The sequence below is a fragment of the Streptomyces sp. NPDC023481 genome, assembly GCF_055560195.1.
The window spans coordinates 225720-235885 of the sequence record NZ_JBVHJE010000016.1 but is presented as its reverse complement, the minus strand read 5'-3'; the positions used below and the strand labels follow the sequence as shown (position 1 = coordinate 235885).

Below are 10166 nucleotides of genomic sequence, written 5' to 3'. Positions count from 1 at the left end.
CCCTCCCCGACGCTCTTCCGATCCATCGCGCTGCGCGCGATGCAAGCGAACCACCGCGCTGCGCGCGGTGGTTACGCTCCCGCTCCGCGGGAGCGTTGGCGGGATGCTACGCATCCCGCTCATCCTGCTTGCTGCGCAAGCAGGATGACGCTCCGTCCGCTGCGCTCCCGAAGCGGAGGGGACTTACGTCCCGATCGGCTTGCGCTTCGCTCCAGCCTGATCGGCGGATCCGCTGCGCTCCCCCGCCTGACGGCTCTTCCGGCTGCGCCTCCAGAACCGTTGGGCCCGCTGACGCGGGCCTAGCTGGCTATGAGGGGGCGTGGGCGTGATCTGCTGACGGTCTGTCATCGGATCACGCCCACGGGGGTCAGCGTCTGCGGGCCCAGCCGGCACCGACTCCGGCCACATGCAGAGCCAGAGCCGTCAGCCCCAGCAGCATGACGTTCGTCGAAGAAAACGCATCGTTGGTACTGATGTCGGCCGCGTTGATCAAAAACGCGAAGAAGAACAGCACCGCCGCGACTATGCCAAGCATGACGAGCTCCTTCCACAAAGGGTGAAGCCCGTATGCCCCGCCATCGCTCCCGCAGACGCCGGGAGCTCCAGGTCCTTCCCCAGCGGTAAGTCAGGCGTGCGCGTGGCGTGGCCGGGTCGCCCGCCGTGGTGCAGCGTGGCGCGCGGGTTCGGCCGAAACCGCGGTCTGGACACGCTGGAGCAATATGGAGGATGTGAGCAGCAGGCCGGTGAAGGTGGCCAGGAGGAGGGCGGATACCCACATCTGCCGGCTTCCGGCTGTCTGCCAGCCGGTCCAGGCCGTCGATGCCGCCCACACCAGGACGGCCACCGCGTAGAAGGTCCGGACCCGGCGCAGCTGCCGCACGGCCCGCAGGGACAGGATGCGATCAGTCGTGGATGCCATGCCGGCCCGTGTACCCCCGTGCCCGCCGTTCAGCGGCTGGGTTCGCCCTGTTTCGTTTACCTGTGCTCTTGCTGCTGGCTGCGTCCTTCGAAGTCACGTCGAATGGCTGCCCCTTGGTCTTCGATGAGCCCTGCACTGTCCGGGAGGTCTAGGACGGCGCCGCAGTGGTTGCACAGTTTCCCGTCTTCGGCGGGCGTGCCGCAGGCCTTGCAGAACCGGTTGCCTTGGTGGTTCTCGGTCTTCTGTTCCATGATCTCTCCCGGACGGTGGGCTGTGATGAGTGCGGAGTACCCGTGGCTTCCGTGTCGATTCTCCGGGGTGACTGCTTCATTTTTCAGCTGCGATAGACTCTGGACTTAGATGGCTCCATAGCTGTGAGGTGTGTGGCCCGCTCGAAGGTGGTGCCCTGTGGCCGCATCGGGGGCGTGGAACCGGTGTCGCGGTGGGGTCTTGCGGATCAATCCGCTTAGGGAACGCGGTGGTTGGCCTGTGTGGGTGCGTGGAGCTGTTGTCCGGCCCGCCGGAGAGGATGGATCGGATGGCTGTGAAAGAACTTCGTCCTCATCAGCGTGAAGCCGTGGATGCGGTACTCCGGGCGCTCGACTTGTCTGCACGATCTACTGTGCCGGAACGGGGGCTGCGGACGCAGGTGGTCATGGCGACCGGATCGGGCAAGACTCTCGTGGCCGTGCGCAGCGCGGAGGAGCTGCAGGCGGGTCGTGTGCTGGTGCTCGTGCCCTCGCTGGACCTGCTGGCGCAGACGGAGGCCGCCTGGCGCGAGGGCGGGCGAAGGGGGCCGATGATCGGGGTCTCGTCCCTGCGGGGACCGGAGGCGTCCTTCCCGAACACCACGGACGTGGACGAGCTGGTCGCCTGGGCGCGGCCGTGGGACAAGGTCACCGTGTTCGCCACGTACGCCTCCCTCGGGCTCGGCACCCTGGAACGCGCACACGCCGCCGGCCTTCCCGGGTGGGATCTCATCGTCGTGGACGAAGCCCACCGGTGTTCGGGCCGGATCGGGAAACCGTGGGCAGTCGTCCACGACAACACCCGCATCCCCGCCCTGCGCCGGCTCTACATGACCGCCACCCCGAGGCTGTGGCAGCCGGACGACGACTTGGAGGCTGCCCCGGGCGTGCCGGGTGAGCTGGTCGCGTCGATGGAGGACGATTCGGAGAGTCCGTTCGGGGCGCGCTGCTACACGCTGACGCTGTCCGAGGCCATCGACCGGAGAATCTGCGCGCCGTACCAGGTGGTGTGCCTGGACATCACCGACACCCGGCTCCAGGCCGCCCAGCTCCTGGGCGAGGACGCACGATCCGAGCAGGTGCGTGGGGCCCGGCTCGCCGCGCTCCAGACGGCGCTGGTGAAGGCTTCGGCTGAGGAAGGTTTCCGCAGGACGCTCGTCTTCCACCATGTCGTCAAGGAGGCCGAGGCCTTCGCGGCCGGTCTTCCCTGCGTCGCCGAGCGGCTGCATGCGGCGGACCCCACGCTGTACCCGCGTACCGTCTGGGCCAACTGGCTGTGCGGCGACCACAAGCCAGGCCACCGGCGTCGAGTGCTCGATGAGTTCGCGGCCGGGATCGCTGCTGACGGCACGGTCGTGGAGAAGACGTTCCTCGGGTCCGTTCGCGTGCTCGGCGAGGGGGTTGACACCCGCGAATGCGACTCCGTGTACTTCGCGGACGTACGCGGCTCCATGCCCGACCTCGTCCAGGCTGTAGGCCGCGCACTGCGCATCCAGCCGGGCGAGGGCAAGATCGCCTCGCTGGTCGTGCCGGTCCTGCTCGGGCCGGGCGAGACAGCCGACAACATGCTCACCAGCCGGGCGTTCGGCGGGCTGGCCAAGCTCCTGGAAGCCCTCAGGGCGCACGACGCCCGAGTGGTGGAGCAGCTCGCCGAGCAACAGGCCCAGAGCCGCGTCAGGGGCGTTCAGAGCCGCAGGGAGGTGACAGGCGAGGAAGCCGGGAGCGACCGGAGCGACCGTTTGTCGGTGCCGGCCCAGGCCCTGCTGAGGTTCTCCACGCCCCGGGACCCCGCGCAGCTGGCCGGGTTCATCAACCTCCGCGTCCTCAACCCCGAACACGAGCACTGGCGGCGCGGCATCGAGGCCGCCGCCATCTACCACCGGCTTCATGGCGACCTGAAGGTGCCGTTCACGTACCGCGTGCCCGGCCGCGACGACCACGCGGCGGAAGCCGAGGGGTGGCCGGTCACGCTCGCCGGGTTCCCGCTCGGGCAGTGGATCGCCGACGCCAGGCGCTTCTACGCCCGCGGGGACATGGACGAGGACCGCATCGCGTATCTGGAGAAGCTGGGCATGGTCTGGAGTCACTTCGACGTTGCGTGGGAGGAGGGCCTGGCCGCCGCACGTGGGTGGGCCACCGAAAACGGGCACCTCCTGGCACCCCTGGACGCCACCTACCAGGGTTACCGCGTAGGGATCTTTCTGAAGAACGCGCGGGCCGCCGCCCGCCGGGGCATGGAGGCCGAGCAACGGCAGGTGCAGGGTCTGCTGGTGAAGACAACGTCGGCCTGGGTGCTGTCGGCCGAGCGGCGTGGACAGCTCGAGGAGATCGACCCCGCCTGGTGCCCCGCCTGGCCGGTGGACTGGCAACGCGCTTTCCACCTCACCCGCCAGCACCTCGACACCGGCGGCACACTCCCCACCGAACCCGGCGAGGTCGTGTACCAGGGCGAAGACCTCGGCCGATGGGTCCGAGCACAACGGCTCGGCTTCGACAATCTCACAGGCGTCCAGCAATGGCTGTGCGAACACATACTCGGGATCCAGCCCGTCGACGAGGACGAGAGGCCCAAGCCCCGCATGAGTCAGGCCGACAAATGGGCGATGCACCTCGCTGCTGCCCGGCAGTTCTACGAACGCGAGGGACACCTCCGAGTACCGCGCAAACACACCGAAAGGATCACGATGGGCGGGGACGACGGCGAGGACCAGAAGCAGCGAGAGCTCCGGCTGGGGGCATGGATCAGCAACCAAAGATCCAGAGCCGCCACACTCACGCCCGAACGCGTCGAGCAGCTCTCCACCATCGGCATGCGCTGGACATGACGGCGGGAACAAGCTTGCGGCCCAGGTGCAGCGGCTGCGCCGCCGACTCGGACCTTAAGCGTACATTTAGCGTACGCAATGCGTATCAAGCGCGGTCCCGCGACTGGCAGAAGCAATATGCTGCGGCCTCTCTTCCCGGCGACTCTTGACGAAAGCGTCCGCTTGGGGCGGTGAAGACGAGACCGTGGTGGAGTGATCCGTAACCTCGGCCTCCTGCGGACCGCTCTCCTGCGGAGGGAGACGACCTCGTCGCTGATCTGCCGCATCGCCAGCCACTATGGGATGGAAGCGAAAGTGCTGCGGGCGTGCTGGAAGTGGCGCAACTATCCGCCTGGGCACGAGGGCGGCGGCGCCCGGGCTGACGCCGAGGTGCTGCTGAACGCGGCCGGACGCCAGCTCCTGGCCGGCATGTGCGGCGTGGAGGAAGCCGTGCTGGCGCGGGCATTGCCGTCCTGGCGGAAGAGGATGCCAAGCTACGCGCCGAGGATGGCGATCCGGCGGGGCTGTGGCGTATCGCCGGCGCGCTGGCCGGTCCGGTGACGTTCGGCTGCCGGCTGTGCACGGCCCGGCGCACGGAGACAGCTCTTCGGGTGGTGCGGCACGCGCCGCGGTGGGAGCGGGTGTGCGTGCGACATGGACGGTGGCTTTGTGCGGGATCGTGGACGCGAACCAGCCGCTGGAACACCTGAATTCTGCGAGGCGTGCCGGAGGTGGTGGCGGCGCAGCGGCGGCGGGCGTCGGTGGGGCGGCGGGCGGTGCGGGCCGGTGCGGAGCCGGAGCAGGTGTTCGCGCTGCCCGCCGCTCGCATCCGGGTCCCAGCCGCCCGCACGGCCGCCACGCTGCGCCGTTACCAGGGCCAGTCACTCCACAGCAGTACCCGGAGCAGACCCCCTACCGCATATGTGACGTAATCGTTTAATATTCTCCAAACCTCTGCCGGAACCACCGCGCTGCCAGCGCCGTGGTCACCGTTCGCCGTGCAGGCGGCCCGGAAGGGGAGTTGATCATGGCCTGCATATCAAGCGGAGAGCCGGCAGAGTCCGACTGGCGTGATCAAGCAGCCTGTGTGGGAGAAGACCCCGAGATCTTCTTCCCTCTCGCCGACCTCACGGCTCCGGGCGCGGAGGCCTCCCTGGCCCGGGCAATATGCCGCCGCTGTCCCGTGATCATCGACTGCCGTACCTGGGCACTCGCTCACGGAGAGGACGACGGCATCTGGGGCGCCACCACCGCCGCCCAACGCCGCGCCATACGACGAGCCACCTCAGAACCCAGCCCGGCGACCAGACACCACAACAACGAGACAGGCCGCACGAGCGAGTTAGGCCAACGATGCCGGGCACCGGCGCCGACGCACGCTCCCCCGCTCCACCTGTCGCGGCTCCCGCCGCGCGCAGTACCCGGCGAACCGGGGGAGACAGGGCGTGTGGCATACAGCATGAGTCGTGTGTCCGTGCGCGGCGGCGGCCAGAGGACGACATGTCGTGCAACGCACGGCCGTGGACTGCCGTCATCAGCCACGCGATCGTCAGGCTCCACGCCCTGGCGAATCCCGGCTGACCAGCCACATCGACCGTCCCGACGACTCACCCCACCACACACCGGTGAAGTGGAACCCGGCGCCCATCCGACGCGAGAGCCGGACCCTCGCCCTGCCCCAACCCCGAGAAGACCGCGACACACAAACACAGAGTCCCCGTTCAGCGAACCGACGAGGACTCAGGAACGGTCGAGGTTAGTCGCAGCGGCTTGATGTTTGTAGCGGCCAACAAAACCGGTTGAGAGGACCGTGGTCTTATCAGCAGTGGGCGGGGGCAACTCCCCCCACCTGCTGCGCTGGTATCGGAGACTCATTCTCCAGCAGAGGTGGAGATCATGGGCTGGACCCTTAGTGATTATCCTGACCCAGGCATCCATTGGGATCTCACAGAGGGTGAATATCGTGATGCTTTCAGCGTCTACGTCGACATTAGAGGATACCGGCTCGTAGACCTATGCGGCTATGAAGTTGGCGGCCAAGCCCGCTATGCCGCGATTTGGCAGCGGTCCCATCTGTCATCCGACAGTCAAGTGAGCGATTATCAAATGCCGTTCGATGAATTTCAAGACAAGCTCAATGAATTGAAGGGGAAAAACTATCGACCGGTTCGGATTAACGGCTACAATGTCGCAGGTCACGCTTACTTTGCCGCCATTTGGGAGATAGCCAGGGACTTGCCGCTATCACGGGAATATCACACAGTTGACTTTGCGAATTTGTATCATCACGTCCACAGTGACCCCGATCTGATCGGTTGGAAGCTGGTCGACCTTAGCGGGTTCGCCAGTGGAGGATCGGCCCAAACTCTCTGCGCAACCGTTCGGGAGGCGTGGCCCTTGGCCGGATACGATTCCTCCTGGGAATGGATTCATCCGCAATTCGACACCAGCTATCAGGGAATATTCGACGGTTACGATCACGTCCACTATAGGGCCACCCGAAACATTGGGATCCCAACTCAGGATTCTGTAGGGGGCGGCGTGATGTACACGTCGGTCTGGACTCATTCCGACGGTCGCCCGTGGACGGCACGCTATGGTCTAAACGCTGGAGCACTGAAGACCGAAGTCGATCAACAGAAGGCTGGCGGTCTCCGATTGGTTTCCTTGGGTGGATCTTCGGCCGGTCGAAGCGGAGTCCGCACGCAACAATTCTGTCCAATTTGGGAAAAGCGCGAAGCGGGCACCGTTATTCCGACTCTGGTTGACGAATTCATGCGATACTTTGACGTTCCGGGCATGTCTCTAGCAATAGCAAAAAATGGGCAGATCGTATACACGGGAGGGTTTGGCTGGGCCGACGTTCCTACAGGCGGATATGGCTCGATTGACGTCCCCCATAATACGAGGGTGACCAGCGCAAGTCTTTTCCGCATAGCCAGCCTCTCCAAGCCGATCACTGCGATGACCATTGGGAAGCTATTTTCAGAGAATCGCATGACAGCGCAAGATGCGGTTTTCGGAAGTAATGGCCACCTCAAAGATCTTGGCGTTCCTGCAGATTCTCGCGTTGAAAATATCACCGTCCGACATCTTCTGGAACATTCGTGCGGCGGCTGGCGCAACGACAACAACGACCCGATGTTCATCCATCCCGAATTGAATCAGCAGGACCTCATCCGATGGGTGCTGGCCAATCGACCCCTGGACTATTCTCCGGGTACTAAGTTCCTCTACTCAAACTTCGGCTACTGCGTACTCGGGCGCATAATTGAAAAGGTGACAGGAAAAACCTACGAAGAATATGTGCAGGATAACATCCTGGCGCCATGCGGAGTTCAATACATGTCCATAGCCCATAACACAAAGGCGGAGCGGCAATCGGGAGAGGTTTTCTACTACGACAAGAACGGGGCAGACCCCTACGGGATTCCCGTAAGTCGCATGGATTCGCATGGTGGCTGGCTGGGATCATCCCTGGAAGTGCTTGAATTCGCCCTGCATGCGGACGGATTCCCCACGGTTCCCGACATCCTGGACTCCGACACGCTTGCTTACATGACTAGCCCATCTGGACTGTTTGACGACTCGACTCCCCCCAATCCCGGGAACTATGCCATGGGCTGGAACGTGAAGCGGGCCGGCGGCGAAGGGTCAACGTGGTGGCACACGGGGAGCCTGCCAGGGACGTCCGCCATCCTGGTGCGCACAGGAGACCAATTCTGTTGGGTTGCTGTTATGAACACTCGGCGAGTCGAACCAAAAGACAAGAATCCAAAGGATAAGGACACGGTGGCGGGGCTTGACAACCTGATGTGGACCATTCGTGACGAGGTGGATCATTGGCTTTGATGACCCCAGCGGAAAAGCCGTTCAAAGGCGTGCTGGACCCGATTCGGACTGCACCGGGACCTGTGGGCGCCCAGGGGGGCGGTACACGCGCCCGTGCGTGACTGCCTTTTCGCGGAGGTTGCCGGGCGATACCACGTAGGCGTCAATTGCCTACGGCCCGCCCTCTCAGTGTAGTGTCGGAATGCGGGCCGTAAGAGCTCCTAACAGGATCTCGTGGCCTCAGAGAGTGAGCGTCGATACTCACTTCTAGGAGTCGGACCAAGTGGCCACAAGTACTCGCCGATCTGGAAAGCGGGGACCGAAGACTGTCTCCTGGGTGGGTTCACCGTCAAGCGCCGCGCAGGCGTGCGGCGTCAGCGTCTTCCCGCTGCTCGGCGTGGGGCTTGCCCTCGCCGGTATTCCGGTGCGCGAAGTGCTCGTCCTCCTCGGCGGGTGCGGAGCGATCGGTGCCGCCGTGTACGCGGTCGGCGGGGGCGGCCGGCGGCTGCTGGAGGCCTTCGCGGCCGCCGTGACCGCCGCCGCCCGCAGGTGAGAGGGGACTGGTGAGATGTGAAGCAGCACTCCTCGAGGCAGTCCCGGCGCTCCAGCGCCCGCAGACTCCGTCCTATCAAGCAGCGCGGGCGCGACTGACCATCGCTACGGGCCCGGCGTCCTCACGTCCCGCCGCGCGGGAGCGTGGCGGGACGTTGACAGTGGACGCTGTTGCCGGGGTCGGCGACCAGGGCGGGGTTCACCTTGCGCCGTGCGGCCAGCAGGTCGGTTCGGGCGTGGTCGGTGGGCGCGGCCGGGATGCCAGCGACGGCGACCGGGTCGGACGCCTTGGACGCCTTGGACACGGTGGGTGTGGCGACGAGGGCGTTGGCAGCGAGCGTGGTCATGATGGCGCGGTTCATCTGGCCCCCACGGTGGAGCTGATAGTTCGCGTGATGCCACCAGATGGTTGCTGGTACATGCGCATACCGTCGGGGGCGCCTGGGGTTTTCCGTCAGGGCACCGCACCGGCGCGAGGCCGCGGTAGAGAAGCAGGGGGCGGGTTCAGGGCGCCGGTGGGATCAGGCGGTGGCCAGGGCGAGGCGTACTAACACCGCGGTCAGGGCCTCCGGGATGAACACCAGCCCGCCGAACAGGACCGCCAGGGCCACGCCGTGCGGCGGCACCAGAAAGCCGGCGACGGCCACCGCGGTCAGGAGGTGCCCGAAGGTGAACCACAGAGCACTGTTCGCCCGCGGTAAGGCAACCAGCGTCAGCGAGCCTGTGACCTGTGGCGCCAGACTGCATGTTCCAGAGCGCCCCGGTCATGGCCGAGCAGGGTGGCGACGGCTTCGTACACAGTGCGCAGTTGGTGGTAGGTCAGGCACACGATGCCGGCTTGAGCGGCGAAGGCGCGCAGGTGGGTGTCGATGGCGATCTGGGACCGGCCGACCAGGTTTCCGATGTAGTCGACGGTCTTCGGTCCGACGCCGTTGACGGTGCGCAGGGCGGCCCGGTTGTCCGGGACCTCGAGCCAGGCGTGGAGGTCGTCGCGGGTGTCGACTCCGCGGGTGGCCCGGAGTTCGGCGATGTGGTGGGCGGTCGCGACCCGGCGGGGGCCTTGAAGTTCATGACGGCGGCAAGGTCTTCGGTGGCCAGTCGCGCGCGGAATCCGCGGACGGTGTTGGCGTCGGGCCATGCCGTCTGTAGGTGGAGTATGCGTGGGCGGATGGTCGATGCGTAGTTGCGACGGGCCTGGAAGCTGGCGTCGCAGATGACGGCGCCCATGTGAGCCCAGCCGCCGGGTGCGAGGAATGGGCCGTCGCCGAGCCTGGAGCGGATGTGGGCGGCGAGCTGCTGGGTGAGCGTGTGGGTGGTCATGGCTTCCGGGTGTTATCGCGGTGGGGTGATACGGAGCTGGCGTACCTCGCCGACTCTGGAGCACTCGGTCTTGCCGTCCTTGTACAGCTGGGATGAGGCCCTGCACTGGCGGGAGGAGGAGATCTGGCCGCACCGTCTGCACCGGCTGGCGGGCGGCAACGCGGACAAGGATCTGGAGCGGTGGCGGATCGCGGGCCGGGATGCGGCGATCTTCCCGGAGGTGGTGACGGTGGCGCAGGCTGCTGGAGCCGGCCGATGACGGCCGAGCTGGCCTGGCAGGCAAGCGGGGGACGCGGCCTCGGGCTCGGGGCGCTGATGTGTTCTGCTGCCGGATGGGCGAGCGGGTGGGCCGCGCCTGGCTGGGGCCTGAGATCGCCGCCGACCACGACAGTCCGCTGCACGGCTTCACGGGGGCGCTGGTGCGCGCCCGCCGCCGTGAGGCCGGGCCGCCGGGACGGGGGCGATCCGTGGCGGCTGAGGCGGGAGCAGCAG

The 10166-nt window shown here is 66.1% G+C and carries 12 protein-coding genes; 7 read left to right on the top strand and 5 right to left on the bottom strand.

The genetic code is table 11. The annotated features are described in order from the left end of the window. Positions 1-367 precede the first annotated feature (367 nt). The 3 genes from ACZ3ZD_RS28575 to ACZ3ZD_RS28565 all read right to left on the bottom strand — a co-directional run bounded on the left by ACZ3ZD_RS28575 (position 368) and on the right by ACZ3ZD_RS28565 (position 1170). Positions 368-535, bottom strand: a complete 168-nt coding sequence (locus tag ACZ3ZD_RS28575; RefSeq protein ID WP_190201688.1) for a hypothetical protein — start codon at positions 533-535, stop codon at positions 368-370. Between the two features lie 90 nt (positions 536-625). Beyond that, positions 626-919 carry a hypothetical protein gene (locus tag ACZ3ZD_RS28570; protein ID WP_467403128.1) on the bottom strand — a complete coding sequence of 98 codons (294 nt, stop codon included), beginning with the start codon at positions 917-919 and terminating at the stop codon, positions 626-628. A 56-nt stretch (positions 920-975) separates the two neighbouring features. Further along, positions 976-1170 carry a double zinc ribbon domain-containing protein gene (locus ACZ3ZD_RS28565; protein ID WP_467403126.1) on the bottom strand — a complete coding sequence of 65 codons (195 nt, stop codon included), beginning with the start codon at positions 1168-1170 and terminating at the stop codon, positions 976-978. Between the two features lie 287 nt (positions 1171-1457). On the opposite strand from ACZ3ZD_RS28565, the gene ACZ3ZD_RS28560 reads away from it, so the two are divergent. The 5 genes from ACZ3ZD_RS28560 to ACZ3ZD_RS28540 all read left to right on the top strand — a co-directional run bounded on the left by ACZ3ZD_RS28560 (position 1458) and on the right by ACZ3ZD_RS28540 (position 8355). Next, positions 1458-3992 carry a helicase associated domain-containing protein gene (locus ACZ3ZD_RS28560; protein WP_467403124.1) on the top strand — a complete coding sequence of 845 codons (2535 nt, stop codon included), beginning with the start codon at positions 1458-1460 and terminating at the stop codon, positions 3990-3992. 192 nt (positions 3993-4184) lie between these two features. Next, a complete protein-coding gene (locus ACZ3ZD_RS28555) occupies positions 4185-4532 on the top strand; it encodes a hypothetical protein (RefSeq protein ID WP_467403121.1) in 348 nt (115 codons plus the stop codon). A 466-nt stretch (positions 4533-4998) separates the two neighbouring features. Then, positions 4999-5745, top strand: a complete 747-nt coding sequence (locus ACZ3ZD_RS28550) for a WhiB family transcriptional regulator (protein ID WP_467403119.1) — start codon at positions 4999-5001, stop codon at positions 5743-5745. Positions 5746-5867: 122 nt separating this feature from the next. Next, positions 5868-7823 (top strand): serine hydrolase, encoded by a 1956-nt coding sequence (locus ACZ3ZD_RS28545; protein WP_467403115.1) that lies wholly within the window; start codon positions 5868-5870, stop codon positions 7821-7823. A gap of 316 nt (positions 7824-8139) precedes the next feature. Beyond that, entirely contained in the window at positions 8140-8355 is a 216-nt protein-coding gene (locus ACZ3ZD_RS28540) for a hypothetical protein (protein WP_467403112.1), read from the top strand. A gap of 121 nt (positions 8356-8476) precedes the next feature. Here the strand turns inward: ACZ3ZD_RS28540 and ACZ3ZD_RS28535 are convergent, their stop codons facing one another. Both ACZ3ZD_RS28535 and ACZ3ZD_RS28530 read right to left on the bottom strand, forming a co-directional pair. Then, positions 8477-8701 carry a hypothetical protein gene (locus tag ACZ3ZD_RS28535; RefSeq protein WP_467403109.1) on the bottom strand — a complete coding sequence of 75 codons (225 nt, stop codon included), beginning with the start codon at positions 8699-8701 and terminating at the stop codon, positions 8477-8479. Between the two features lie 174 nt (positions 8702-8875). Next, positions 8876-9001 (bottom strand): hypothetical protein, encoded by a 126-nt coding sequence (locus tag ACZ3ZD_RS28530; RefSeq protein ID WP_467403107.1) that lies wholly within the window; start codon positions 8999-9001, stop codon positions 8876-8878. Between the two features lie 98 nt (positions 9002-9099). Between ACZ3ZD_RS28530 and ACZ3ZD_RS28525 the strand changes: the two genes are divergently transcribed. Together ACZ3ZD_RS28525 and ACZ3ZD_RS28520 are read left to right on the top strand one after the other, a co-directional pair. Further along, positions 9100-9537 (top strand): hypothetical protein, encoded by a 438-nt coding sequence (locus ACZ3ZD_RS28525; protein ID WP_467403104.1) that lies wholly within the window; start codon positions 9100-9102, stop codon positions 9535-9537. 216 nt (positions 9538-9753) lie between these two features. Continuing rightward, positions 9754-9933 (top strand): hypothetical protein, encoded by a 180-nt coding sequence (locus ACZ3ZD_RS28520; protein ID WP_467403100.1) that lies wholly within the window; start codon positions 9754-9756, stop codon positions 9931-9933. Positions 9934-10166 lie beyond the last annotated feature (233 nt).